The organism is Vibrio sp. JPW-9-11-11 (genome assembly GCF_013369335.1).
Taxonomy (GTDB): domain Bacteria; phylum Pseudomonadota; class Gammaproteobacteria; order Enterobacterales; family Vibrionaceae; genus Vibrio.
On sequence record NZ_SZQJ01000005.1, the window covers coordinates 316,556 to 339,671 of the forward strand.

General features: G+C 47.6%; 23 protein-coding genes and 2 tRNA genes. 14 read left to right on the forward strand and 11 right to left on the reverse strand.

Translation table 11 applies throughout. The features are described from left to right. The first annotated feature begins 2 nt into the window (after nucleotides 1–2). The 12 genes from FCU94_RS07285 to FCU94_RS07340 all read left to right on the forward strand — a co-directional run bounded on the left by FCU94_RS07285 (nucleotide 3) and on the right by FCU94_RS07340 (nucleotide 11,838). On the forward strand, nucleotides 3–1,430 hold the full coding sequence (locus tag FCU94_RS07285; protein WP_176287878.1) for a lipopolysaccharide biosynthesis protein: 1,428 nt from the start codon (nucleotides 3–5) through the stop codon (nucleotides 1,428–1,430). After that, nucleotides 1,430–2,803: an O-antigen ligase family protein gene (locus tag FCU94_RS07290; protein WP_255199247.1), complete on the forward strand. Its 1,374-nt coding sequence runs from the start codon at nucleotides 1,430–1,432 to the stop codon at nucleotides 2,801–2,803. Before FCU94_RS07285 ends, FCU94_RS07290 begins: the two co-directional genes overlap by 1 nt. 84 nt (nucleotides 2,804–2,887) lie before the next feature. Next, nucleotides 2,888–3,616, forward strand: coding sequence for an acyltransferase (locus FCU94_RS07295; protein WP_176287879.1), 729 nt, complete (start codon nucleotides 2,888–2,890; stop codon nucleotides 3,614–3,616). Further along, nucleotides 3,609–4,724, forward strand: coding sequence for a glycosyltransferase (locus FCU94_RS07300; RefSeq protein WP_176287880.1), 1,116 nt, complete (start codon nucleotides 3,609–3,611; stop codon nucleotides 4,722–4,724). The genes FCU94_RS07295 and FCU94_RS07300 overlap by 8 nt, the downstream gene beginning before the upstream one ends. Beyond that, nucleotides 4,721–6,160 (forward strand): GumC family protein, encoded by a 1,440-nt coding sequence (locus FCU94_RS07305; RefSeq protein ID WP_176287881.1) that lies wholly within the window; start codon nucleotides 4,721–4,723, stop codon nucleotides 6,158–6,160. Before FCU94_RS07300 ends, FCU94_RS07305 begins: the two co-directional genes overlap by 4 nt. A 130-nt stretch (nucleotides 6,161–6,290) precedes the next feature. Next, entirely contained in the window at nucleotides 6,291–7,379 is a 1,089-nt protein-coding gene (locus FCU94_RS07310; protein ID WP_176287882.1) for a glycosyltransferase, read from the forward strand. Then, nucleotides 7,376–8,563 carry a glycosyltransferase family 2 protein gene (locus FCU94_RS07315; RefSeq protein ID WP_176287883.1) on the forward strand — a complete coding sequence of 396 codons (1,188 nt, stop codon included), beginning with the start codon at nucleotides 7,376–7,378 and terminating at the stop codon, nucleotides 8,561–8,563. Before FCU94_RS07310 ends, FCU94_RS07315 begins: the two co-directional genes overlap by 4 nt. Before the next feature lie 9 nt (nucleotides 8,564–8,572). Continuing rightward, on the forward strand, nucleotides 8,573–9,211 hold the full coding sequence (locus tag FCU94_RS07320; protein WP_176287884.1) for a sugar transferase: 639 nt from the start codon (nucleotides 8,573–8,575) through the stop codon (nucleotides 9,209–9,211). A gap of 164 nt (nucleotides 9,212–9,375) precedes the next feature. After that, a tRNA-Val gene (locus tag FCU94_RS07325) sits at nucleotides 9,376–9,452 on the forward strand. A 33-nt stretch (nucleotides 9,453–9,485) separates the two neighbouring features. Beyond that, nucleotides 9,486–9,562, forward strand: a tRNA-Val gene (locus FCU94_RS07330). Nucleotides 9,563–9,806: 244 nt separating this feature from the next. Further along, nucleotides 9,807–11,564, forward strand: coding sequence for a Na/Pi cotransporter family protein (locus tag FCU94_RS07335; RefSeq protein ID WP_255199240.1), 1,758 nt, complete (start codon nucleotides 9,807–9,809; stop codon nucleotides 11,562–11,564). A 79-nt stretch (nucleotides 11,565–11,643) separates the two neighbouring features. After that, entirely contained in the window at nucleotides 11,644–11,838 is a 195-nt protein-coding gene (locus FCU94_RS07340) for a DUF2986 domain-containing protein (protein WP_176287885.1), read from the forward strand. Here the strand turns inward: FCU94_RS07340 and FCU94_RS07345 are convergent. Beyond that, a complete protein-coding gene (locus FCU94_RS07345; RefSeq protein WP_176287886.1) occupies nucleotides 11,821–12,300 on the reverse strand; it encodes a LabA-like NYN domain-containing protein in 480 nt (159 codons plus the stop codon). The two genes, FCU94_RS07340 and FCU94_RS07345, sit on opposite strands and share 18 nt — an antisense overlap. 341 nt (nucleotides 12,301–12,641) lie before the next feature. Between FCU94_RS07345 and FCU94_RS07350 the strand changes: the two genes are divergently transcribed. Then, nucleotides 12,642–13,676: a GGDEF domain-containing protein gene (locus FCU94_RS07350; protein WP_176287887.1), complete on the forward strand. Its 1,035-nt coding sequence runs from the start codon at nucleotides 12,642–12,644 to the stop codon at nucleotides 13,674–13,676. Here the strand turns inward: FCU94_RS07350 and FCU94_RS07355 are convergent, their stop codons facing one another. The 4 genes from FCU94_RS07355 to FCU94_RS07370 form a co-directional block, all read right to left on the reverse strand. After that, a complete protein-coding gene (locus FCU94_RS07355) occupies nucleotides 13,677–14,336 on the reverse strand; it encodes a DUF2726 domain-containing protein (protein ID WP_176287888.1) in 660 nt (219 codons plus the stop codon). It lies immediately after the preceding gene. A gap of 72 nt (nucleotides 14,337–14,408) precedes the next feature. Continuing rightward, complete coding sequence (locus tag FCU94_RS07360) at nucleotides 14,409–15,215, reverse strand: hypothetical protein (protein ID WP_176287889.1); 807 nt, start codon at nucleotides 15,213–15,215, stop codon at nucleotides 14,409–14,411. Nucleotides 15,216–15,339: 124 nt separating this feature from the next. Next, entirely contained in the window at nucleotides 15,340–16,026 is a 687-nt protein-coding gene (locus FCU94_RS07365; protein WP_176287890.1) for a response regulator, read from the reverse strand. After that, nucleotides 16,023–17,642, reverse strand: coding sequence for an ATP-binding protein (locus FCU94_RS07370; RefSeq protein WP_176287891.1), 1,620 nt, complete (start codon nucleotides 17,640–17,642; stop codon nucleotides 16,023–16,025). Before FCU94_RS07370 ends, FCU94_RS07365 begins: the two co-directional genes overlap by 4 nt. Nucleotides 17,643–17,976: 334 nt before the next feature. On the opposite strand from FCU94_RS07370, the gene FCU94_RS07375 reads away from it, so the two are divergent. Continuing rightward, nucleotides 17,977–18,201, forward strand: a complete 225-nt coding sequence (locus FCU94_RS07375; protein ID WP_176287892.1) for a hypothetical protein — start codon at nucleotides 17,977–17,979, stop codon at nucleotides 18,199–18,201. Nucleotides 18,202–18,237: 36 nt separating this feature from the next. Here the strand turns inward: FCU94_RS07375 and FCU94_RS07380 are convergent, their stop codons facing one another. Genes FCU94_RS07380 through FCU94_RS07405 form a run of 6 tightly spaced genes read right to left on the reverse strand, consistent with a single transcriptional unit; the run spans nucleotide 18,238 to nucleotide 23,065 of the window. Next, nucleotides 18,238–19,386, reverse strand: a complete 1,149-nt coding sequence (locus FCU94_RS07380) for a tetratricopeptide repeat protein (protein WP_176287893.1) — start codon at nucleotides 19,384–19,386, stop codon at nucleotides 18,238–18,240. Further along, entirely contained in the window at nucleotides 19,383–20,000 is a 618-nt protein-coding gene (locus FCU94_RS07385; RefSeq protein WP_176287894.1) for an energy transducer TonB, read from the reverse strand. Before FCU94_RS07385 ends, FCU94_RS07380 begins: the two co-directional genes overlap by 4 nt. Next, nucleotides 20,000–20,404: an ExbD/TolR family protein gene (locus FCU94_RS07390; RefSeq protein WP_176287895.1), complete on the reverse strand. Its 405-nt coding sequence runs from the start codon at nucleotides 20,402–20,404 to the stop codon at nucleotides 20,000–20,002. Before FCU94_RS07390 ends, FCU94_RS07385 begins: the two co-directional genes overlap by 1 nt. Beyond that, nucleotides 20,395–20,958, reverse strand: coding sequence for a MotA/TolQ/ExbB proton channel family protein (locus FCU94_RS07395; RefSeq protein WP_176288353.1), 564 nt, complete (start codon nucleotides 20,956–20,958; stop codon nucleotides 20,395–20,397). The genes FCU94_RS07390 and FCU94_RS07395 overlap by 10 nt, the downstream gene beginning before the upstream one ends. After that, nucleotides 20,958–22,298 (reverse strand): MotA/TolQ/ExbB proton channel family protein, encoded by a 1,341-nt coding sequence (locus tag FCU94_RS07400; protein ID WP_176288354.1) that lies wholly within the window; start codon nucleotides 22,296–22,298, stop codon nucleotides 20,958–20,960. Before FCU94_RS07400 ends, FCU94_RS07395 begins: the two co-directional genes overlap by 1 nt. Beyond that, on the reverse strand, nucleotides 22,298–23,065 hold the full coding sequence (locus FCU94_RS07405) for a DUF3450 domain-containing protein (protein ID WP_176287896.1): 768 nt from the start codon (nucleotides 23,063–23,065) through the stop codon (nucleotides 22,298–22,300). Before FCU94_RS07405 ends, FCU94_RS07400 begins: the two co-directional genes overlap by 1 nt. Nucleotides 23,066–23,116 lie beyond the last annotated feature (51 nt).

Sequence of the window (23,116 nt, forward strand, 5' to 3'; positions counted from 1 at the left end):
ACATGGGCATCACTCAACTTAAACACATCAGTCTCTATGCAGTAAGTTTAGTGCTGGTTAAAGGTATCTCTCTAATCACCTTGCCAGTCATGACCCACTTCCTCAATCCCAAGCAGATTGGCCAGCTCGAACTACTTGGCGTCACAACGGTTTTTTTAAGTCTCGTCGTTGGCCTGGCAATGCACGAGAACCTCTATCGTTTTATTGGCACAATAGACTGCGGATACAGACGAAAAAAACACGCCGCTAAGCTGTATAGCGCTTCGCTCTCACTTTCAATAGTATTGAGTGCAGGGATATTGACCATTTATCAATTAGTTGCCCCAAATTCATTACTAATTACAGACAACCAGGTGCTGCTCATGGCGCTGGTACTCTGTTTCGAAGCCCCTCTCGCCATCGGACTGGCTTGGTTAAGACTTCATAATCAAGCTACGCTCTTTTTCAAACTCTGCATGGCAACCGTGGGGGCCCAGCTTACCTTACTGCTACTAGTGCTAATGACCCGCCCCGATGTAACGACTATTTTTGCTGTGAATGTAGCCGCAAGCTTTGGTCAGTTTCTTTTTCTCCACTATTACCTAAGCTTTGGCTTTCGTCTGCCTAGTTTAAACCAGTGTCAACACTACCTCAGCTACTCGGCTCCGCTCATGTTATCTGCAGTCGTCGCATTCGGATTAAGCGGAGCCGAACGCTGGATCATCGCAGGGATAACGGATCTGTCCACTCTCGGGCTCTATGCGATTGCGGCCAAGTTCGCGCTCGCGGTGGGTATTGCTCTGCAACCTTTTCACATGTGGTGGATGCCAAAACGATTTGAAGCGATGCAACGGCGTGGCGGTGATTACGTGGCCACCACCACCACCCAGGGCGCTGTGTTACTGTGTACTTTAGCGGTCGCAATTTGTTGGTTGAGCCAGTTATTCATCCATTGGATGATGCCGCCAGTCTATCTGGCCGCTATCCCGTTTATTGGCATCACTATAATGATGATGGTGTTTAAAGAGATGGTCGAGCTTTGCAATTTTGGCTTGCTATATCAGCGTAAAACCAGTCAACTGCTTGTGATCAATCTTGTCTCCACTGTTTTAGCTTTTGGCGTTTGTTTTGCCGTCAGAAACTTCGGCACCTATGCGATTTTATTGGCGCTGATGACAGGCCAGCTTTGCCGGTTGGTATTGGTTTTTGTGCAAAGTCAAGCGCTCAGACCGCTCAACTATCCCGTCGTTCAGATCGCGGGGTTACTGCTCATGACCTGTTTGTTCATTATCACCAGCCAATACTCGTTTCACCCACAGTGGTCATTGTTGATGCTTGGCCTTGAACTAGCGGTACTGCTTGGCTTTGCGGCGCGCAGTCGACTTATCGACGTAAAACGCGTACGCACATTGCTTTTAGAGTTACAAGGCTCATTGGGTAAAGCATCATGATGACCCGCACGCACAATAAAACGACGATGTGGATGGGCCTATTGTCGTTTTCCATTGCGGCTTTATGGTATCTGATGCCACATCCAGCCTTAGTCGTTGTGCTCTGCTTCGCCCCACTTGGTGCACTATTTGTTCTCAACCAAACCTTTTGGCTGGTGAGCTTATTCGTTTTGTTTTCGTTCTTCCGTATTCATGAAGCCATTCCCGCTCTTTACTCACTAAAAATTCCATTATTGCTCTCCTTAGGGGCATTGTCGGCGCTATTATGGCATGTGCTTATTAGCCGTCAGTTGACTCCTTTTTGGCATCCGAGTCTGACTTGGCTGGCGCTGTTTTGGATCTTGGTCGTGATCGGTTCTGTGCTCTCTTCTAATCCAGGCCTAGCAATTACCTATTTTAAGAATATCTATTGGAAGATTATTGTCATGACGCTTGCCATTGCCTGGTTAGTGGACAGCCAAGACGCAGTAAAACGTATCGCCACTTTGATCATTCTTGCCGGCTCACTGATTGCAATTGTCGCTCTGTACAATTCAGCCGCAGGGATTGGATTGGTGGAAGGCACTCGCGTGACGATTGGACGAAATCTGGGTTCTGTGCTCGGTGACCCAAATGACCTTTCGTTGGTGCTGATGTTCCCACTCGCTTTTGCGATCAGCTTTGCCACTACCAAGAAAATTGGTTTCTCTCGAGTGCTTGGAGTGGTCGGTCTAGTGTTGGCAATGTCGGCAGTCATCGCAACTCAAAGTCGTGGCGGTCTGCTTGGCTCAGTGGCTGTGTTTGGTATTTTTGGCTTGCGTTTGATTCGCTCCAAGTCGCTACTGATTATGATTGGCCTAGTAGGCGCAGCGCTGTTATTTGCCGTCGCAGGCATTTCGGATCGTCAATCCGGCGGGGACGCAGAAGAAGGAATTGACGCGTCGGCGATGGGGCGTCTTTACGCATGGGAAGCCGCCTTCAAAATGGCCTTGGACAACCCATTGACTGGTGTAGGGCTCAACAATTTTTATGCGAATTACTTTTTTTATAGCCCACATTGGGATGGCTTGAATCATGCAGTTCACAGCACTTGGTTTGGTGTGCTCGCCGAAACGGGCTTTCTAGGGCTATTGGTTTTCGTTGCCATTATTGTCTCTCTGGTTAAAACCAGTCGCACAAGCCTAACCCGACTTGCTGCTCTATCTCACCACGTCTCTCCTTACCTTTACGCTACCTGTTTGGCGGTGTATGCGGGCATTATTGGCACCATCGTTTCCGGAACCTTTCTTACGCAAGGTTTTACCTGGCCAATTTACATTCTTGCTGCGCTTTGTATTGCCATTTCTCGCATTAGTCAAAACTATTCTCATATTGAGAAAACCGCCACAGAGTAATCTTAACTATCTGAATTTTATAATTTTATGTTTTGGCACATTCCATGATACGCAAAGGATACAATTCATTTTTGGAATGCGCCTATGAACGCTCAACAGCTCAATCAGTTAAAAGTGTGGCTGCAGCACCACGATAACCCCGCTTATCGCAGGTTGTTTTTCGCATTAAAAGCCATTCGTGCCTGTGACATTCCTACCCCTCGACTGGTCAATAAGCTCATCTATATGGCGTATAGATCGATCACATCCATAACAAGTACTCTTGGGCGTTTACTGATTTACACACCGGCGTTCAAAGGACGGACCCAACGGTGTGGTCGTGGCTTGTACCTATTCGGTGGGGTCCCGTTTGTCTCTGGTCCATTGACAATTTCACTCGGTGATCACTGCCGGATTTCCGGTCATACCACGTTCAGCGGTCGACCTCAGTCTGATCATCCTCAACTCATTGTTGGTAGTAACGTCGATATTGGCTGGCAAAGCACGATAGCCGTTGGTACAAGAGTCGTCATTGAAGATAACGTTCGAATCGCCGGGGGGGCATTTCTGTTTGGCTACTCAGGTCATGCGTTTAACGCCGAACAACGCGCTAGAGGGCTTGGCGATAGTGATACAGATGTCGGTCACATCGTGTTAGAGCGTGATGTGTGGCTCGGCACCAATGTGACAGTGTGCCCCAATGTCACTATAGGCCGCGGAACCATTGTTGGCACTGGAAGTGTAGTGACAAAAAGTTTACCACCGTTTGTCGTCGCGGCGGGCAACCCTGCACGCGTGATAAAACATCTAGATCAAGGAGACGCCTATGCGTGATTTGATTGTTTTTGGGGAGGACTTTGGCGGTTTACCTTCCAGTACTCAACACTTAGTCACTCGGTTGGCAAAACAGAGAAAAGTGCTGTGGGTAAATTCCATCGGGCTTAGACAACCCAAGCTCAACCGTCATGACATTCAGCGTGCGGCGCTGAAATTGCTTGGCCGCGCGAAAGGGGGTTACCACACCAGCCATTTACCACCGAGTAATATTACTGTGGTCAACATAAAGACCATACCAGCGCCCCGCTCTCGTTTTGCGCGCTTATTGGCTAAATGGATGACGTGCCAACAACTCCGGCCTATCATTCGGCAATTGAATTTAAACAGCCCAATTTTGTGGAGCTCGTTGCCAACCACTGCAGACCTTTGTGGCCACTTAGGTGAATCGGCGGTGGTCTACTATTGTGGCGATGATTTCTCAGCGCTTGCAGGCGTCGACCACGATGTCGTGCAACAACACGAAAACAAACTCGCACAACAAGCCGACCTCATTTTTGCGGCCAGTTCGGCTTTATTGACCAAGTTTCCACCTTCAAAAAGTCACTACCTTCCCCATGGCGTGGATACCCAGCTATTTAGTACGCCGTGCCAACGCGCAGTCGATCTCCCCAGTCGAGCCAAAAAGACCGCGGGTTTTTATGGGAGTTTGTCCAACTGGTTAGACTATCCTTTAATTCATCAAATCTGCGCGGATAACCCAGACTGGGAGTTTGTCTTCATCGGCCCCATTGAACTGAATCATAATCCACTACCACGCCTGCCTAACGTTCACTATTTGGGAACGCGTCCACATGATCGCTTGCCAAGCTACAGCCAACACTGGAATGTTAGTTTGCTGCCGTTTGTTCAAAACTCTCAAATCGCCTCATGTAGCCCACTTAAATTACTTGAGTATCTCGCTGCTGGTAGCGCTGTGATTAGCACATCTTTTCCGGCGCTCAGTCCCTATCGTCAATCCGTGACCATCGCCGATAGCGCCGAGGCGTTCTCCGCCGCCCTCGCTCAGATAGCGTGTACGCATTCTCCTCTTTCGTCAGCGGACATGAGTCATCTCAGTTGGGATGCCCGCACAATGCAACTGACCGTATTACTGGAGGCATTATGAATGAACTAAAACTGCGTTTGATCGTGATCCTCAACGCCGCATGGCGTCAGCGCTACGTTATCGTAGTCCCAGTGCTGATTTTGCCTTTCGTCGGCTTGCTGATCGGGAAAGTTGCCCCCACGACCTACGTATCCCATACCTCGATGCTGATTCAAGAAACCGCCAAAATGAATCCGTTTCTTGAAGACATCGCGGTATCAACAATGCTCAAAGAGCGCCTGAATGCGCTAAGTACATTATTAAAAAGTCGTCACGTACTCAGCGCCGTTGCCAAAGAGCACCATTTAATCAATGAGACTATGTCGCTCGAGGAAAAAGATTCCGTCATCAATACCTTGTCCAACAGCCTCACGATTAGTCAACCGGGTAAAGATTTCCTACACATCTCTTTGTCGGCCGATAAACCCGATGGAATGAAACAGATGTTGGAGTCAATCAGTGATCACTTTATCGAGCAACTGCTCGCTCCTGAGCGTTCATCGATTCGGGACTCATCAGAGTTTCTCGCTATTCATATCGAAAAACGTCGCCAAGAGTTAGATATCGCCGAAAACGAGTTAGCGGATTTCAAAAACAGATTTGCCTCTGTAACACCAGAAATGCAGTCTCAAGCCTTGAGTCGCCTCGCTTCTTTAAAGCAGAGTTACGCAGAGAAAAAAGCGGAGTTAGCGGGGGTTGAACGCAGTTTGGGCTCGCTCGATCAACAGTTGTCTAAAACCAATCCTGTTGTGGGTAAAATTGAAGACCAAATTATCGATATTCGCAGTGAATTGACTCTGCTGAAAGCCAAGTACACCGACAAACACAGTTTGGTGCAAGGTAAAGAGCGAGAACTGCGACGCTTAGAAAATGAACGTAAGTTGCTGCTAGGTAGCGACCAACCTAATATCAGTCGCGACCAACTTTGGGGAATCGCCACCAGCAACCAACTAAGAGATATCAACGATGTACAGCCACTTTTAGTCACTCAGTTGCAAAGTCTACAATTGGTGCGTAGTCGCTATGAGTCGTTGAGCGAAGAGACTAAAAGCCTGCAAACTATGATTGTTAATTTAGAGAGCGAAGCGAATAAGTTTGGTGATAATGCCAAAACCATGCGTCGCTTAGTGCGCAACGCCGAAATCAAACGTCAGCTTTATGATGAGTTAATTCAGCGCTACGAAATGGCGCAACTGACTGGGTCGTTGGGAATATTCGAACAAAATAAGCGAGTGAAGATTATCGACTTGCCTTACACTCCGAGCCGACCAGCCAACCTCCCCTTAGTGATATTCATCATCGCAGGAGTTGTTGCAGGGTTAGGCCTAGGCGCCGGGGTGGCGACTTTGATTGAGTTGTTTGATTCTTCAGTGCGCCGCCAAGACGAAGTCGAAGCCATCACTGGTGCGCCTGTCATCACTCACCTTCCCAATATCAAACCGCGATTGTTCAATTGAAAATCAAATTGACTATCAAGATGAAAAACCGCACCAAACCCAAACTAACTATCTAATTTTAAAACATTTTTACCCTGGCACACTCAATGCAATATTACGTTAGGTAACGATGATATGGTGAGGAGTCGCTATGACACAAGCAAGTAAATTGATTGTCCATGTCGTGCAGCACTTGGCGCCCGGAGGACTCGAATCTTTAGCACTGGATATGCTCTCTTTTTCCTCCTCTCGCCAACGTACTTTACTGGTGAGCTTGGAGGGCAATAGACAGCAGGCCTTTGATAAATGGCCTCGACTCGAGCAGTATCGCGACAAAATACTTTTTCTTAATAAGCCTTCAGGGGTCAGTGGTAAAACCTTCATTCAGCTTTACCGCTTGTTTCGCACACTCAGGCCCAATGTGGTCCACACCCACCATATTGGCCCGATTTTATACGCTGGCTGCGCGGCCCGATTGGCTCAGGTAGAGACCCGAATTCATACTGAGCATGACGCTTGGCACTTTGCTAAAGGGAGTCATCGCCGTATTCAATCCTTTGCCGTTCAAATTGCGCGTCCCAAATGGGTTGCCGATGCAGAGCTGGTTCGTGAGCAAATTAGGCAGCACTTTTCTCATCCGGTGACGGTGATCAAAAACGGTGTCGATTGCGAAAAATTCAAACCCGGATCTAAATTGCTCGCTCGACAAGCGCTGGGACTACCAACCGATCGTACACTAATAGGATGTGCTGGTAGACTGGAGCCTGTCAAAGGCCACGCTGTCCTTCTTCATGCCCTGGCTGCGTTACCAGACAACGTCAGCTTGGTATTGGCCGGGGCGGGCTCTCAACTTGCGTCATTAAAGCAGCTCAGCGGTAATCTCAATATTCAACACCGAGTTATCTTTTTGGGCTTAGTGGGTGAGATGGCGCGCTTTTACCAATCGCTCGACCTGTTCTGTTTACCATCGCTAAGTGAAGGTTTCCCACTTTCGACACTCGAAGCTCAAGCCTGTGACATTGTCACTATTGCCACCCAAGTGGGCGCCAGTGAAGAGACAATTTGTCCTCGCAGTGGCGCCGTGGTTGAAGCCGATAATCCCATAGCGCTGGCCAAGGCCATCAGCGACAAACTAGACTCACCCGGTTCGGTGTCGCCGCGTCAGTTCGTGCGTCAGCACAATGACATCCGTACCATGATTCGAGCATACGACTCATTAGCCACGGAGAAACACGCATGATCGATCTCATTCTCATCAGTACGTTTTCATTGTGTGCTTTTCTCATTGCGTACCACCATGTAGGCTACCCCATGCTGCTATCTTGGGTTTCCAAAGTGCAACCTTCTCAACCGCTTGAAGCCGTTGCTCGGGGCTATAAGCAAGCGCGCCAAGACACTCATTGCCTCTCGATCACAATTTTGGTTCCCGCTTATAACGAACAGCTTTGGATCGCCGACAAAATTCGTAACCTCGCGTGTTTAGACTACCCACGAGATAAATATAAAGTCATTGTCGTTTGTGATGGATGCAGTGATAAGACCGTTGAAATCGCCGAACAAACCATTCAAGAAGCCATATGCAGCGATACCCACTTTGAAATTCGTGCCTATGACGACAACCGAGGCAAAGTCTCCATTTTGAATCAACAAATTGCTCGTATTGATACTGATATCGTCGCTTTAAGTGATGTATCTGCACTCATCTCTGTCGATGCCTTGTGGATTGCCAATCAACACTTCCAGCAACCCAATATTGGCGTGGTGAATGGCCATTACCAGCTTTTCGAGACCAACAATCATGGTGAAAACCGCTACTGGCAATATCAAAGCCGGGTCAAAATGAATGAAGCCAAACTTGGTTCCACCCTAGGTGCGCACGGCGCTTTCTATTTGTTTCGCACAGATCTGTTCGACATGATGGACAACAACACCATTAACGACGACTTTGTTATCCCAATGCAAATTGTTCGCCGAGGTTACGTGGCGACTTACGAGCCGCGCATTATGGCATTGGAGATGGAGGCGACAAATACGGCCAATGACTACCAGCGCCGGCTGCGTATTTCAGCAGGCAACATGCAGCAAGCTATTTTGTTGTTCGACATGTTCTTACCCAAATATCGTGGCGTCGCCTTCGCTTTCTTTTCGGGCAAAGGGTTGCGTCTACTCACACCTTACTTACTGTTGGCCTGCTTAATCAGCTCGGCGTTGCTGGCTAGCTACTTGCTGTTCAAAGTAGCGTTGGTCAGCCAACTCACCATTTATGGTCTTGCTCTGTTAAGTCATCAATTTCCCACATTGTTTCGTCATAAGGTATGTACTTTAGTGCGTTACGTTGTTGCGGGACACTGGGCGAACTTAATCGGCGGACTGCGTTATTTATTTGGACTGGAATCAGGAAAATGGTCTCGCATAGACCAATAAGGAACGATTATGAGCAATGCATCTACTCACTACTCTATTTGGCTCGCTAAACGCTTATTCGACCTGTTTGGCGCAATGTTCGCTTTGTTGCTGTTTACCCCAGTAATGCCCTTTATTGCCCTCGCCATTAAGCTATCATCGCCAGGGCCAATATTTTACAAACAGCTAAGAGTGGGCAAATCGACCCCAAATCAGATGATGTTTTTCGAGATCATTAAATTTCGCACCATGTATCAAGATGCCGAACAGCGAACAGGCGCCGTTTGGGCAACAGAAAACGACCCACGTATTACGCCTGTAGGCCGTTTTTTGCGCAAGACCCGACTTGATGAAATTCCTCAACTGTTCAATGTCGTTAAAGGTGAGATGTCGTTAATTGGTCCGCGTCCAGAACGGCCAAGTTTCTACCACAAGCTCGAAGCCGCTATTCCTTATTTTGCCGACCGTACCTACGGTGTGATGCCGGGTATTACTGGACTGGCGCAAGTCAATCAAGGCTATGACACCTGCATTGATGATGTACGCCGTAAAGTGGGCTTTGACCATAGCTACGCGTTATCGCTCTGTTCACTGCGTTCCTGGCTGAGCATGGACTTGAGTATCATCACCAAAACCATCATCGTGATGTTTGATGGCCGCGGCCGTTAACGGTTGGCGGCTGATATCTACGTGATTTAATGCACATTTTTTATTCTTTCGCGAATAAAACAGCAACAATTCGCTTAGATAAAGAGCAAACGAGTTCAAATCGATAAAAATGGGCTTGCACGAATGAATAAGTCTCGGTAACATCCCTCTCGTTCTTAAGGAATGGGTCCGTAGCTCAGTTGGTTAGAGTACTACCTTGACATGGTAGGGGTCGGCGATTCGAGTTCGCCCGGACCCACCACTCCTTTACAGCTTAATGCAAGAACAAAAATTTGGGTCCGTAGCTCAGTTGGTTAGAGTACTACCTTGACATGGTAGGGGTCGGCGATTCGAGTTCGCCCGGACCCACCAAATTTTACAAAAACGCCCGCTCTATCAGCGGGCGTTTTTGTATCTATTAATTGCTCGCCGGCTTTACCCTCACAACACGCCGTATCGTCACAATACAACGTCTCCTCTGACGACATCTCACCCTTATACGTAAAATTTTGCCGCTTATTGAAGTTCGATTTAATCACTGTGACACCTTCTCGCCGAGACATAACTATGGTTTAACCTATACTTACATTAATAAATAGAACAATAAGTCGCGCCTATGAACCCATTACCGATTATTGCTAGTCTTGTTTGTCTATCCTTTCCCGCTTTTGGCAGCCCCGATTTGGTTGAGCTCGATTACACCTCGATGTCGATGGGCCTTTTTGGCGGTTTGGCGATGTTTCTTTATGGCATGGAAAAAATGGCGGGCGCACTAAAACGCGCCGCTGGCAGCCGCATGAAGCAAGTGCTAGGTACCCTGACCACCAACCGTATCAGTTCTGTGGTAACCGGCGCGGGATTGACCGCCGTGATTCAATCCTCTTCTGTCACCACTGTGCTTTTGGTTGGGTTTGTCAGTGCCGGACTCATGTCATTAAATCAAGCCGTTGGGGTCATTATGGGCGCCAACATCGGTACCACAGTCACGGCACAAATCATCGCTTTTAAAGTGACCAAAGCCGCTATGGCAATGATCGCCATTGGTTTTATTATCGAAATGGCATCTAAACAGCAGCAAAATAAAAACTACGGCAATATTATTTTCGGCTTAGGCTTGCTATTTTTGGGCATGAACTTGATGAGTGAAGCCATGTCACCGCTGCGGGTATTCCAGCCCTTTATTGATTTTATGGTGAAAATGCACAACCCCATTTTGGCCATTTTGCTCGCCGCCTCCTTTACGGCTTTAGTCCAGTCCTCCTCTGCAACGACAGGGATAGTCATTGTGCTCGCCAGCCAAGGTTTTATTACCTTAGAGTCAGGGATTGCGATGTCTATGGGGGCCAACATAGGTACTTGTATGACGGCATTGCTCGCCGCGATAGGCAAAAGTACTGAAGCAAAACAAACCTCAGCGATACATCTTTTGTTTAACCTGATTGGGGTGATCATTTGGCTTCCTTTGATCGCGGTATTGGCGAGCGTCTCCGCCTCTCTCTCACCAAGCTATCCGGAGCTGGTAGGAATGGAGCGCCTTGCCGTCGAGTCGCCTCGCCAAATTGCCAATGCCAACACACTATTTAACGTCGCGAACACTTTAATCTTGCTTCCATTTAGCGCGCTTTTTGTTCAATCCGTTAAGCGTTTGGTCCCGCACAAACCGAGCAACAAAGAGAAACAAAAGATCGCACTTAAATACATCAAAAATGAGTACCTTGCCACGCCGGATATCGCTCTCGAGCAGGCTCATTTAGAAATAGCTCGTGTCGGTCGGCGGGTTTCTAACATGGTAAATCAGCTTCCACCTTTGGCTGCGAGTTATAGTAGCGACCACGACAAGCAGATCGCCAGACAGACATTGCGCGAGATAGAAAAAGTAGAAGACGAAGTAGATATGCTCCATGGCCAAATTCTGTCTTATTTAGGCAGGCTGCGCCAATCGCCGCTTTCTACCAAGGAGAGCCGCCAACAGATCAAGTTGGTTAGCCTAACGGACCAATTGGAGAGTATCGCTGATTTGGTGGTGAATGCGATGCTACCACTTTGCTACAAAACCTTAGACGCGAACATTAGTGCCAGCCCTGAGATGCGTAAAACTCTCGACCTGACACACTCTCGGGTAAATCGAGCGTTACTTGACAGCGTGAATGCAATTCGCCGGGGCGACAGTCAACTTGCAGAAAATGTGCTTAATGCCAAACGAGAAATTAACGCCCTGCTCGACTCGATTCTAGAGCTTCAAGCAGAGCGCTTAGCTCAGGCTACCGAACAAAGATTGGATATTTTTCGAATCCAGATGGAATGGGTCGAGTCGTTAAAACGCATTTATACCTTGAGCAAGCGGGTTGCCAAACTACAACTGCGCAATCAATGATGGCGCTTCATTCGGACTCAAGGTGTTGTCTCGTCGTATTTCTGTTACTATCCGCGCTCAATTTGTTTTGGACTAAGTCATGAACCGCAAAAAGAAGATCAACAGCATCCTAAAAGCCAAACTTAAAAAAAAGAATGCGAAGTTGCATAAGAGCAACAAACCGCGCTACGTTTCAAAAGCTGAGCGCGAAAAAATGGAACAAGCCCCCGACGCTGAACACGTTGGTGAACAAGCGGGTCTAGATCAAACGCAGCCGCTACCTTCTGAGCAATAATGCTTCGTCAATCGCAACGAAGCGATCACAAGCATCAATAAGAGTTTGCGCGGTCAACCCTGGCACCGCGTAAACGTCGACTTTGGTGCCAAATCGCTGCTGAACTCTCTCAACTAGTAGTTCAAAATCTCCATCGCCTGAGAGTAGGATCACTCTGTCTACCTTTGGTGCAACCTCATACACATCCAATGTGATACCCACATCCCAATCTCCTTTTGCACTCCCATCTTGTCTTTGAATAAAGGGTTTTAGCTTTACGTTAAAACCTATACCACGAAGAATATGATGGAACTGTCTCTGTTTTGCATCGTGTGACGCAATCGCATAGGCATGCGCCTCTACAACCTCCGTACCAGTGGTCGCCACATACCAAAACTGGTTGTAGTCAAAGTTAGCTCGATATTTATCTCGTGTGGTGTAGTAGATGTTTTGTACATCAACAAAGATTGCGACTTTTTCCATTGTGGGCTCATAGTGATTGGAACATCCGCGTCATTCTATCAATGTTCGCACCACTTGGCTGTTTTAATTTGCGCCGTGACCAACACGTGCAATCCCTCTCCTATTGAGAAGACTAAAGTCGAACATTTTATGAGGCGACAAGGTAATTATTTGACACATTTGTAACTACTTTCATTTACTTACCCGACAAACACCACGAAACGCACGCTGTTTTCAGTCCTTTTGCTAAGAAATATGTGAGCTTAATTCAATTATCTCCTTGATTCCGACGCAGAAAAGCATAATATGAAACGTTATTCAAGCTTACACATATATGCTTTAATCTAATAAAGGCGACACGGATGGAGCTAGACATTTTCAATCCTTCACGTCAGTTGCGCCGTGCGGTGCTGTTTTGGCTAAGTGCGCTATTAGGTTGCCTCTCTGCTGCATTAACTTTCTACAAATTATCCATCGATCAAATCGACACCATTAGTTTGCTTATCGCGCTATTTGGGGTGTTTTCTACTTTTATCGCCTACAACGCGTATCGTGGTAGCACACCGAAACTCACCGTCACACTTTATGTCTATAGTTTAATCACGGCTACCTGCCTGGCCACCGCGCTTCTTCCCATCGAGTTTGGCGTCATGACATGGACTTGTCTGTTTCCCGTGGTGTTTTATCTGTTGCTGGGGCGTCGCTTCGGTTTCCTCGCCACTTTATTCGGTTTTTGTGTGCAAATGGTGATCATCGCCAACAAAGTCACAGCTTCAGCACTGTTTCATTACTCCCCCTTGATGGTGAATTTTGTCTTAACTTTTATCGCAGTGTGGACAACTGCACACATCATTGAAGTGAAACGCCGAATGTCAGAATCTTCTCTCGGCCAGTTGGCTTCTCGTGATGCCCTAACGGGTGTGTATAACCGCCATGCGCTAATGCATAACTTCGAACGTTATCGTAAAGAGAGCCGCAAACTCCCTTTGTCTTTGTTGGTGCTCGACCTCGATTTCTTTAAAGCGGTGAACGATCAATATGGGCATGATGTTGGCGACAAGGTTCTTATTCAAACCGCAGCATTGATTGATGCGCTGAGTGACGAGCACTTGGTTTACCGTATTGGTGGGGAGGAGTTTTGTGTCGCGCTACACGACTGTGACGCTGAGCGCGCAAAAGAAAAAGCCGAACACATTCGCTACGCTATTGAACACCACAGGTTCAATGACGGAGACGAACCAATCTCACTTACTGTCAGTATTGGTGTCTATCAATGTGATCACTACGCCAACTTAGAGTCGGTACTCAAAGAAGCCGATAAAGAGCTCTATCGAGCCAAACAAAATGGCCGCAATCAAGTTATGGTATGCAGCCCTTGTCCCGTTAGAGTATCTTAACTATTCGTCTTCATCTTCAAAAACAACATTGTAGTTTTCAGTGTAAGTGCAATGAGGTTGACGACTGCAAGTAAAGAAGCGTCGGCCTTTATGCTCACCTTGAGAGGCAATCTTTATCGTCATGGGGCTGCCGCAACGTTTACAAAATCGAACCTCTTTGTCTGGTTCAATTAAATCAATATGAGCCGCCAGCAAACGTCGTAACCGACCCACTTGATAGCTGTGTTTAATATTGGTGCCGATAAGAGGAATGCCTGCCGATTTGCACACGTGCATCAATAGCTTTTGTCGCTCAATCTTACCCTTGTCCAATTCTTTGCCATTATCCAGTTCAATAGCTACTCGAACTTCTAGGCTTCGCGGGTCGCAAACGACGAAATCAAAATAGCTTTTCGCGATCCGACTGTTGGCAACAAACCACTGTTTCTTGTCGGTGGCGACGGGGGCAAGCACATTAGACATGTTGACTTTACTCAGCACAACGCCATGCTGACCGACTGCGGAGATAAGTGCGTTATAGAAAGCAGATTCATGGCCGTTGAGTAATGGCCCTTTACGCTTGTAATGGTTGTCTTTCAGCTCATCTTGTTTTAGAAAGCGCTTTTGCACAACAACGAAAAAAATAACAAGAATGGCAACAACAATAAATACACTTTCCATCGGGCTAAAACTGACCTTAAATGAATCACATAGGGTAATTATTCGAGTTTATACCCAGACGGCAAGCTTGTGTTAATGTTTTTGAGAGACTGACGGGGGTAACTCGAGATATATGACAGTCCGTTGCTCTGGTTGCAGTTGTTTGAAACTCGACCCCCAATACTTATCCACCAACTGGTCAATCAACCCCTCTTGCTTTGCACGCAGTAAGGCATGTTCCAGTTTCGGTTTGTAGTGGGCCATTTGAGGAGAAAGATAGAACTTGAAGTCCCGATTATAGACGAGCATTAAGCGCTTCTCGATCGATAGATGTGGATTTTGCGCCGCCTCTAATCCAATCTCATTTAATCCACGAGGAAAGTAATTTATCGGGCCTGAAGCGCTAAGTTTCCAGTACAGAGAGCGCCACTCTCCATCCGCTTGAAAGACTGGTAGAGCGTTAAACTGCCATACATCAACATCAAACCAACTAATACCCAGCCCCGCGACAAGATTTGACTCTCTGAGCGCATCAAGTGAGTCAATTGAATCAAACTTTTCTTGGAGATCAGAAGGAATTAAGAGAAGCCGTTTGCCAATCAGGCCATTTGTTAAAGGAACATCAACTGAAGCATAGCTCTGGTCTCGTTCTGGCGTTGCTAGCAACCAAGTTAAGCTTAGTTGGTCTGATTCGACCATTTTGACCACCCGCTTTTGCGGAATATGGTCACTGGGAACGATGATATTCACGTCGTAGCCATCACGAGTGAGCGCTTCATATAACAGTTCGTGATAGTACTGATGGCCATTATCAACTTGGGAGGCGAGGGTCAAGGTCATTGACTCTTTGGCAAAGCCATTGACTGCAATAAAAACACTCAGTAAAGCCCAAATCTTCATTCACTGCCCTTATAAAACGATACGATGTCCGTCGATTAAAGTCCCTGTCATAACGATCAATACTATTGACTAACTAGTTAATAATGTAGAAGGGCTTTGCCCAAACGTCCAGTGTCAACGACCGTCATTGTGTGGATTTCCGATAAGTCCGCTCGGGCCGCCCTACACTGCCGTAGTTAAGGTCGGCTTGCAAATCTCCGCAACTGATTAAGTATTCTAGATAACGCCTGGCCGTCGTGCGACTGGCGCCGATTCTTTCCCCAGCCTCGTCGGCAGTCAGGCTTTCACTGTCGACAAACAACGCCTTAATTTTATCCAGTGTGACACCATCGATTCCTTTTGGCAGCCTGCTCTTAACGCTTTCCGTTCCATCATGGCTTCTGAGCATTTTATCGACGAGAGATTGGTCTAAATCGAGCGTGTGATCGAGTTGGTGCTTTTGCGCACTGTATTTTTTTAATGCCGCTTCTAAACGGGGAAAAACCACAGGTTTTAGCAAGTAGTCGACGACGCCCCCTCGCATTGCTTGCTGAAGTGTCTCTACATCTCGTGCTGCGGTAATTAAGATGACATCACAGCTTAGGCTTTTTGCTCGCAATGCATTGAGTAACTCAAGTCCGGTTCCATCGGGTAGATACACATCCAGTAGCAGTAAATCGGGCTTGAACACCTCTAGCTGCATATCGGCTTCGAGTTTACTGGTGGCAATGCCTATCACCTCAAACCCACCGATTTGATCTAAATAGCGCTGATGAAGTTGCGCTATCGCCAAATCATCCTCAATGATCATCACTTGGGTTGCTTGGCTCATGCCCGTTCTTCCTTAGGTAAATACACTGTCATCCTTGCTCCATGTGGCTTGTTATTGACCATTTCCAGTTCACCATGGTAGCGCAATGCCAACTCATTGGTGAGATACAGCCCAACACCACGCGTCGTTGAGCCTTTGCTTGAGACACCGCGCCGAACCAAGGCTTCAATACTCATTTCCTCTGGCAATCCGCAACCTTGATCACTCACTTCTAGAATAACCTCATTACCAAAGTCACTGATAGACACTTCGACCACTCGTCTATCGGGCGCAATTAACCGATGCTGAGTGATAGCGTCGCGCACGGCATCAAAAGCGTTGTCAATCAAGTTACCTAAAATAGTCACTAAATCTTCTGGGTTGATCTGGTTTGGTAACGGCAACAATCGTGAACCTTGCTCTACAACCAGTTCCAGCCCGAGTTCACGAGCCCGTTCGGTTTTTCCAAGCAGCATGCCTGCGATTAAAGGTTCTTTGATTGTCTCACGTAAAAATTCGATCAGCGCCTGATAGTGCGCTGTTTCTTGACCAATTAAGTGTTGCACTGCCTCCAGCTCTCCCATCTGAACCATTCCGCTGATGGTATTGAGCTTATTGCGGTGTTCATGGGTCTGGGAGCGGAGCATTTCTGCATACTCTTTGGTTTTGGCTAACTGCTCATTGAGTTCCGTTAAATCATCTCTTAAACGGAAGCTCGACACGGCACCAACCACCTTACCTTCAACAATGATCGGACTGCGATTGGCAATAAGGCGCTTTTCGTTGAGGTATAAGTTGATATCATGGTCGGTTCTGGCTGTTTGCAATACGGTGTGCAAATCACTCTCGGGAAGCACTTCAGTGAGCGGCTTATCAATGCACTGCTCTTTGACTAAACCCAGAATTTTACACGCGCTTTTGTTAAGAGAACGCAATCGACCTTTATCATCAATAGTTAAGATGCCTTCTTTTAATGTTTCTAAGGTCACGTCCAGCTCAACGTATAACCGCCCTATTTCTTCGGGCTCAAACCCCAAGATGGCACGCTGAAAACGGCGTGAAGCATAGCTAGAGATCAGAGCATTAGCGACCACTACAATAAGTGCCATCAACAATAGATAAATAAGAAACGGCTCGATTCTGTCTTGCAGGCGGTCAATCAAATAGCCGACAGAGACCACACCGATAATCTCACCCTGCTGATTAAACACCGCCGACTTACCACGAACCGAGTACCCGAGCGACCCTTTAGCAAAAGAAATATAGGCTTCCCCCTCTACTAGTGCACGCTCGTTGTCCCCCCCTTTCATCGGGTTGCCAAGACGCTCATCGAGCGGATGAACGAGACGAATGCCTTGTTGGTCGCCGACAACAATAAACGCCGCGCCGATCAATGTAGTCAAATCGCGAAAGCGCTGCTGACTCTGTTGGTCAACACCTTCTTCTATCATCTGGATGACGTAAGGAGATTGCGCAAGAAACGAAGCCACGCCTAGCGCTTTGTGCCCCATTTCATCTTCCTGAGCATGCTTGACGTAAGTAAACCCCGCCGCGACGAGAATCAATAGTTCAATAAGCCCAGATAACGTCATAATAATCAGCAATCTTTTACGAAAACTGATACCGCTCCATGTCATAGCATCTCCTTATCTCTGGCAGAAGCATAACATTCAGATAACATCACTCCGAGTGGTGGTACAGTGAACTGTGAAGCCCATATTGATAACGATTCCATTTGGTTATTAAAACGCCGCCCAACAATAAGCAATCGCTTGCTTAAGCAAAAACATGAGAGCCAAGCCCACTCTCTTTGATTTAGATCAAGTAAAATGTGCGTAATTTATTGCGCTCAACATTCAATTTAGTTGTATAATTATTGAGCAAAACTGGACCGAGTAACGATACGCAACCAGCAGGCTTCACAATAAAATAACATCCTAGCCAGCTCACACACTGTCAGAGGGAAAGACAATGAAACGCGACGTTTTTGGCATTTGTTTGTCGAAGAATATGCTGTCAAACAATTTATCAAGCACTTTTACCCACGTCAGGGCTTATGAAAAATCAGAACAAGGGGAAGACGTCACCGTGATGCACGCTTTCCCGCAAATGTCTGGTCAAGAGGTGTTACGCAACATGCATGATACTGGACGCCTTCTATGGCGCGCAGAGTTCGTCTGCATGGACAACAAGTAACCCAATTTGATTCCACTGCTCTGTTTGGTCAAATCGCTAATGCTGGCTCTGATGGTGGGTCAAAAAGTCTAACCACCGCTTAGCCTCTTTGGACGGCTCGAGCTGCATTGCGCGTTTTGCGGCCTCAGTCGCTTGAGGCCATTGCTCCAGCTTTGAGTAGATCTGTGCTTCGGTAAGCATGATCTTGGCAGAAGGCTTGGGTATTTTTCCCAGCGACACCAATGCCGCTTGATACTCTTTCTCTAATAGCTGCAACTGAGCAACCTGCCAATAATACTCAGGCTCCTCGCTTGCGATCTCAATCCAAACCTGCTGCGCTTTATCCCACTCCTTAGCCCACTGCCAATAGTTGGCTAGTTGAACCAGACGTTGAAGTGAACCATCGTCTTGATCAACCAGTTGTTTGGCGGCAAGCTCTGGCAACCCTTGCTGTGCATAAAGCCGCGCCAACAAACTTAAGTCACTTGGCTCTAACTCTACTTGAATGAGTTTTGCCAGTGACAAGGTATTCATTGCCCCCCGATGGTCCCCCTGAGCAAGGTAGACTGAACTCAGTTTTCGCCACCACTTTGCCTGTTGCGGTTGTAACTCAACAAGCTGATTCAAGGTATCGATCGCTGACTGCCAGCGCTTCAAGTTGAGTTCTCCCCCCAACCTCAGCTGAAGAACCTTGCCTGGTGTTTTGGGATGTTCGTCGAGCGAGTGTTGCGCGGAGTCAATCGTGGCTTGCCATTCCCCCTGCTGATAATGCGCGTATGCAATTCGCTGCCAAAGCTGTTGCCGCTCAGACGAGTCACGCTCATGCTGGGTCAATGGATAATAATAATTGAGGCTAGTTTGATAGTCTTGCTCAAGTAAGTAGAGGTCGGCGAGCATACGTTGAACCTCACGCGTTTGAGCGGATAGTAACGCTTGAGTAGCCAATGCTTGCTTGAGTGAATGGATCGCGTCTTGATGACGACCTTGCTGCCAGTAGAGAGCGCCTAACCATCGCGCCAACTGCGCTTTATCACTATTTCGTGACACCGTCACTGACTCTAGCAAGGCGAGCGCTTGTTCATTTTCTTGATGCTGTGTCATCAGTTCGACTTGCTTGAGGGTATTCACAAGGTAAGCACTGTTACCTTGTGCGCTTACCCCATGAGTCAATAACAGACACAAGATGGCGATGTAGGGACGCTTCATTGGCTGAGTTCAAACGCCAACTTGACCGTTTGCCCCCGCTGAATAACTGCTTTACCATCGACAACTATTGGCGAATAGCGCCAACGCTTAAGCGCTCTGATCGCGCTGCGATCAAATATACGTTTCGGTTTCGCCTGCAATACCTCAATGTCGAATGGCACGCCATCTTGGTCAATATCAAAACGCAACGTCACATACCCCTCAATACCGCGTTGAACCGCTTTGGGAGGATAGTCGGGGTCAACCCGATATACGGGCACCAATTCGACTGGTTCGGTCTCGATATCAAGTGATGGCATCATCACTTGAAGCGGGTCCATTTCAATGCCAAGGACAGGTGCCACTTCAAGCCCTTGCGAACGCAAATCGAACTTAGGGGGAGCGATGGTCACCGCGAGAGCGAGGGATGGCTCTGGCAAATGCAGGGGCGGATTGGGCAACACTCGTTGTTTGCGTAACGGCTGAGGTTCTGGGGGCAGAGCTAAAACATCCAATGTGATACCAGGGATAATGTGTGGCTCTGCCTTTCGACTGTCGGTCAAGCTAGCCATTAGTGCAAACACCGCCAAGGTTAGAATAAACGCTATTGGCGTAAACCACAGCAAACGAACCATTATCGCCTCTCTGCTCCAAGAGCTATCTGCTCTATACCTGCCGACTTAGCGGCATTCATCACTCGAACCACAGTACCGTTGAAAGCAAACTCGTCTGCTTGAATCATCAACCCAACTTTTGGTCTTTCTGCTCGCAACACGTTTAACGCCGATTCAAGCGCCTCAATATCAACCAGACGTTTATCGACATAGATTTCATTGTCGCCCGTGACCGCAATAAAAATACTGGCTTGTTTTTGTTGCGATGCTTGACTCGCTTTAGGCTGATTCACCTCCACGCCAGACTGTGAAACAAAGGCGCTAGTGACGATAAAAAAGATCAGCATAATAAACACAATATCAAGCATAGGTGTGAGGTCGATATGCGCTTCCTCTTGCTGTTCAACTCGTCGACCTAATCGCATGCTTCACTCCTAAATTGCGCAGATAACACTCTAATTCGATTGCGCGCGTGCTTTGCCAAGCGAGCATGGATGAAGAGACCGATCAATGCGGCCACCATACCGACCATTGTCGGTATGGTGGCCATTGAAATCCCTTCGGCCATCAACTTAGGGTTACTGCTGCTGTATTTAGCCATAGTGTCAAAAACGTTGATCATACCGGTAACGGTTCCAAGCAAACCTAGCATTGGGCATAAGGTCACTAAGATTTTGATAAATCGTAAATTGTTTCTTGCAGTAAGCTGCAGTTGCGATATCCAGCCCTCACGTATACGTTGAGCATACCACGAAGTTTGATCGCGTCGTTGAAGCCACATTTCATGCCATTGCTCGGTAGATTTAGGTAACTCTACGTGTAAGCAATACAAGCGCTCTAACGCCAGCGCCAACAAAAGCATGACCACAGCAAACAACCCCCAAAGTACCAACCCGCCCCGCTGCATGAAGTTCGCCAAATCGACACTCCAATCAAAGGATTGTGCCATCTCGGTCAATAGAGTCGTGAGTTCGTTCATCATGCGACCGACGCCATTTTGTCTGAACCCAATGCCAATTCGCCTTCTGCTTGTTGAGCCACCAATGCAACACCCTGTTTCTCTAAGATTGATTTAATCGCTTCAACCTGGCTGCTTAATAGATTGTGGGCCAGCAACAATGGCATAGCAGCGACAAGCCCAAGCACCGTGGTCATTAGTGCCATCGAAATACCGCCCGCCATGACTTTAGGGTCACTGTTGCCATACTGAGTGATGACTTGAAAGGTCTCTATCATACCCACGACGGTTCCCAACAAACCGAGCATAGGCGCAAGCGCCGCGAGCAATTTGAGCATAGACAACCCTTTATCGAGATGCGCTTGTTCATCCAGCACTGTCTCTAGTAATCTCAGCTCTAATGCTTCAACGCTACGATTCGGATTATGCTGATACACCGCAAGCACGCGCCCCAGCGGGTTATCTTTGGCGTCAGCGGGTAACTGCAGCTGCTGGTGGATTTGTCGACGTACCACGACTAAATGAACTGCGCGTACTAGCGCGATGACAAGCCCGATAACCAATAGTCCGATGATGATTTTAGCCACCGCTCCGCCTTGCTCCACTCTATCAAATAGACTGGGCGTTGTTGCACGCTGTTTAATGAGTTCACCACGAGTCGGGTCTATCAATAGCGACATCGAACGTCCTTGCAGTAAAGGTTGTATGTCGGCGAATCTAGGGGCACCTTGTGGTTGATTGGTATAATCGCTCGCCGTTTGCGCTTTTGCGTGCCACTCGAGGAAACCTTGCTCTCCGATCAGCGCAAAATCACCTAGCTTAAGCGCTTGGCTTTGATGACTCAGTCCTTGAGGATCAATTTTCGTTACCGTGACTAAGCGCAGCTCACCGCTTGCCTTTATTTGAGCCAAGTAAGCGCGCCAAAGGTGCTCAACTTGTTCTATAGAAGGCAGTTGGCGCGCCGTGGCAATGGTGTCAATCGCAGTAGAATCAGGGGACGGCCCGCTCGATTGTTGCTGCGTGGTGTGTAGTGTTTTAGCATGCTGACGTACCAAGGTGAAAACATCCGTCAGGCTTGCGGTTTCGGCTTTCAACAGTTGCTCAAGCTCGGCGAGTTTTTTTTCATTCAGACGAAACGTTTCACTTAATGATTGAGTCTGCGCTTCTAGTTGCGCTTTGTCCTGTTGTAACTGCTGTTTTATCGCGCTTAGCTCTTGAACCGTGTCGGTAAAACGCCGTTCTCGCTGCTGATTGTGTTGCTGCTGCTTGACGGCTTCACTTTGAGCAGCAGACATTAGCTCATCCGCTAACAAAGCGCTCGATAGGCAAACCGACATTAACATAGCCATTGCACGTATCATCATTGCGCCGCCTCCACTCGTTCGAGTGAGACGGGCAACGTGATCAACTGCGGTATGCTTTGCTGAGCCGCGACCTCGTAGGCCGTATCGAGTTCTTGATATAGGCTAGGTGCGAGGGCAATCCAATCCTGCATGCGCCTATCCCAAGCCCAATAGTCACTGCGACTGGTGGTACGCGCAACCAGTGAGACCCTTCCCATTTGCAGTACCTCTACCTGACGCGTCTCCCCTTCAACATCAATACTCTGTTCATACTGACTTAGCTTAAGCCCGTACTCGAGTTCAATCTGGTAAGCTTCAAAGATACGACGAAACTTTTCGCCGTCACTGATATCGGCTCTGGTCATCATCGCCTCAAGTTTGGCTACACGTTCGCCTCTTACCTGAGACTTAAACGGAAGATCACTCCCCACCCATAGCTTTAGCTGTTCCAGCATGTGATACATCAAAGGAACCAACCCTTGCTTAGTCTGAGTCACTTCTTGGCGCTGCTGATGCAAGCTCTCTTGTTCAGCTTGCTGGCTGGCAATTAACCTTGATAAATGGTCACGATATAGCGTTAAGTTAGAAACCTGCACACGCAAACGCTCGATTTCAGCTTGAAGCTCAAGTGCTTGCTGAGCTTTGCTGTCAATTCGCTGTTGACTAGCGACGCTTGCTGTATGTGTATCATCTTGAATTTTCTGCGCACTTGCTAAATCGGCTGCCGTCACTTGAACAGTCCAGACAGCAAGTGATGCAATCAAGCTTAATTTAATTAATTTCATAACGTTATGTTACCGATACGATGCCAGGCATGAGAGAAAGTCACTGTTAGT

Excerpts from the sequence above, each read along its gene's own strand:
- FCU94_RS07290 (WP_255199247.1), top strand. The coding sequence starts at position 1,430 with ATGACCCGCACGCACAATAAAACGACGATGTGGATGGGCCTATTGTCG.
- FCU94_RS07365 (WP_176287890.1), bottom strand. The coding sequence starts at position 16,026 with ATGAGCCAAGCAACCCAAGTGATGATCATTGAGGATGATTTGGCGATA.
- FCU94_RS07390 (WP_176287895.1), bottom strand. The coding sequence starts at position 20,404 with ATGCGATTAGGTCGACGAGTTGAACAGCAAGAGGAAGCGCATATCGAC.
- FCU94_RS07400 (WP_176288354.1), bottom strand. The coding sequence starts at position 22,298 with ATGATACGTGCAATGGCTATGTTAATGTCGGTTTGCCTATCGAGCGCT.
- FCU94_RS07375 (WP_176287892.1), top strand. The coding sequence starts at position 17,977 with ATGAAACGCGACGTTTTTGGCATTTGTTTGTCGAAGAATATGCTGTCA.
- FCU94_RS07360 (WP_176287889.1), bottom strand. The coding sequence starts at position 15,215 with ATGAAGATTTGGGCTTTACTGAGTGTTTTTATTGCAGTCAATGGCTTT.
- FCU94_RS07315 (WP_176287883.1), top strand. The coding sequence starts at position 7,376 with ATGATCGATCTCATTCTCATCAGTACGTTTTCATTGTGTGCTTTTCTC.
- FCU94_RS07285 (WP_176287878.1), top strand. The coding sequence starts at position 3 with ATGGGCATCACTCAACTTAAACACATCAGTCTCTATGCAGTAAGTTTA.
- FCU94_RS07385 (WP_176287894.1), bottom strand. The coding sequence starts at position 20,000 with ATGGTTCGTTTGCTGTGGTTTACGCCAATAGCGTTTATTCTAACCTTG.
- FCU94_RS07370 (WP_176287891.1), bottom strand. The coding sequence starts at position 17,642 with ATGACATGGAGCGGTATCAGTTTTCGTAAAAGATTGCTGATTATTATG.
- FCU94_RS07340 (WP_176287885.1), top strand. The coding sequence starts at position 11,644 with ATGAACCGCAAAAAGAAGATCAACAGCATCCTAAAAGCCAAACTTAAA.
- FCU94_RS07355 (WP_176287888.1), bottom strand. The coding sequence starts at position 14,336 with ATGGAAAGTGTATTTATTGTTGTTGCCATTCTTGTTATTTTTTTCGTT.
- FCU94_RS07405 (WP_176287896.1), bottom strand. The coding sequence starts at position 23,065 with ATGAAATTAATTAAATTAAGCTTGATTGCATCACTTGCTGTCTGGACT.
- FCU94_RS07305 (WP_176287881.1), top strand. The coding sequence starts at position 4,721 with ATGAATGAACTAAAACTGCGTTTGATCGTGATCCTCAACGCCGCATGG.
- FCU94_RS07295 (WP_176287879.1), top strand. The coding sequence starts at position 2,888 with ATGAACGCTCAACAGCTCAATCAGTTAAAAGTGTGGCTGCAGCACCAC.
- FCU94_RS07350 (WP_176287887.1), top strand. The coding sequence starts at position 12,642 with ATGGAGCTAGACATTTTCAATCCTTCACGTCAGTTGCGCCGTGCGGTG.
- FCU94_RS07300 (WP_176287880.1), top strand. The coding sequence starts at position 3,609 with ATGCGTGATTTGATTGTTTTTGGGGAGGACTTTGGCGGTTTACCTTCC.
- FCU94_RS07335 (WP_255199240.1), top strand. The coding sequence starts at position 9,807 with ATGAACCCATTACCGATTATTGCTAGTCTTGTTTGTCTATCCTTTCCC.
- FCU94_RS07395 (WP_176288353.1), bottom strand. The coding sequence starts at position 20,958 with ATGAACGAACTCACGACTCTATTGACCGAGATGGCACAATCCTTTGAT.
- FCU94_RS07320 (WP_176287884.1), top strand. The coding sequence starts at position 8,573 with ATGAGCAATGCATCTACTCACTACTCTATTTGGCTCGCTAAACGCTTA.
- FCU94_RS07310 (WP_176287882.1), top strand. The coding sequence starts at position 6,291 with ATGACACAAGCAAGTAAATTGATTGTCCATGTCGTGCAGCACTTGGCG.
- FCU94_RS07380 (WP_176287893.1), bottom strand. The coding sequence starts at position 19,386 with ATGAAGCGTCCCTACATCGCCATCTTGTGTCTGTTATTGACTCATGGG.
- FCU94_RS07345 (WP_176287886.1), bottom strand. The coding sequence starts at position 12,300 with ATGGAAAAAGTCGCAATCTTTGTTGATGTACAAAACATCTACTACACC.